Origin of the sequence: Streptomyces sp. NPDC057743 (assembly GCF_042798755.1) — a bacterium.
Taxonomy (GTDB): Bacteria; Actinomycetota; Actinomycetes; order Streptomycetales; family Streptomycetaceae; genus Streptomyces.
This window is the reverse complement of sequence record NZ_JBHVJX010000119.1, coordinates 1-1,519: the sequence shown is the minus strand read 5'-3', so window position 1 is coordinate 1,519 and position 1,519 is coordinate 1. Positions and strand designations below refer to the sequence as shown.

Here is a 1,519-nt window from a genome sequence, read left to right as displayed (position 1 = left end):
ATTTGGAATTAGCTTTGGATAGATCTTAAGTAAGTTGGCAATTTTATAGGGAAGAATGTATTCCCCGTAGGTATAGCTAGAACCAATAGATAGGATACCACTTGCAGTATGTTTTAGTTCAACCAAAAGATTTTCCATTCTGGTATATAGACCTAAAATATTCTTTGCATGGTGATAAACAATTTCGCCAGCTTTATTAAGCCTGACAAACTTATTGGTTCTTTCTAATAATTTTATATCCATCGATCGCTCTAAGTTCTGTATATAACTGCTGACGGCTGGCTGTGTCATATGAAGAATTTCAGCAGCACGTGTGAAATTTTTTTGTTCTGCAACCGTGACAAAAACATGTAATGATTGGTCCATTTCTTCTCCACCTTTAATTTCACTTCAGAAAGTATGATAAATAATTACTTATCATAGTAATCATTATAACTGATTTTACTTATCATTTAATAGAGCCTATTATAAAAACAAGAAATCATTTAAAGGAGTTTTTAATATGACAGACACATTAGCTAAGCGAAAGTCATTTTCATTAGGAAATTGGCTTGGAGGAATTGGCTTTACTTTTATTATTGCATTGGTGGGTTTTGGATTATCCAAATTACCTGTACTTGATCATATCGGGCAACTTGCTTGTGCCATCATTATCGCCGTTATTTATCGACAAATACGGGGATATCCAGAGAAGTTTCGTACAGGCATACAATTTTCCGCCAAAAGGCTTTTAAGGTTTGCAATTATACTTTTTGGATTAAAACTTAATATCGACGTTGTTTTACACCAAGGGTTAGGATTACTTGTTAGGGATGTCGGTTCCATTGTCTTTGCAATATTTCTTACCATATTGATTGGGAAATTGCTAAAAGCAGACTCTTCATTATCCCTATTACTAGGGATTGGAACGGGAGTTTGTGGTGCGGCAGCGATTGCCGCTGTCTCACCAATTTTGAAAGCAAAAGATGAAGATACTGCAATAGGCGCAGGTATTATCGCCCTAGTTGGTACTATTTTTGCCATTGGATACACCATCTTAAGACCTTTTCTACCATTAACTGATTTACAATACGGTATTTGGTCAGGCGTTGGTTTACATGAGATTGCACACGTAGCCCTAGCTGGTGCACCAGCGGGCCCAGATGGCCTTGCAATTGCTTTGTTAGCCAAACTAGGACGGGTATTCTTACTTGTTCCACTAAGCTTTATTCTTATGTACTGGATGAAACGTAAAGGAAAATCAGATTCTGATTCCGATACAAAAATTGAATTCCCATGGTTTCTTATAGGGTTTATTATCATGAGCCTATTCGGAAGCTATGTACTTGGTAATATGATTACGATTCCAACTAATATCATGAATGGGGTATCCTTCTTCACTTCATTTATATTGACAATGGCAATGATTGGATTAGGTTTGAATGTTAGCCTTAAGGATCTTCGCACGAAGGCGTTACGACCACTTCTTGCCATGACCATTACATCCGTTCTTCTATCAGTCATTACGTATTTCACGATG

Annotated in this window: 2 protein-coding genes; one reads left to right on the top strand and one right to left on the bottom strand. The window is 36.7% G+C overall.

The window, feature by feature from the left end:
• On the bottom strand, positions 1-366 hold a 366-nt coding region (locus ACFVFQ_RS38720; protein ID WP_383425414.1), incomplete at its 3' end, for a LysR family transcriptional regulator.
• A 136-nt stretch (positions 367-502) separates the two neighbouring features.
• Here ACFVFQ_RS38720 and ACFVFQ_RS38715 point away from each other — a divergent pair.
• Positions 503-1,519: YeiH family protein (locus ACFVFQ_RS38715; RefSeq protein ID WP_063262617.1), on the top strand; the 1,017-nt coding region annotated here is incomplete at its 3' end.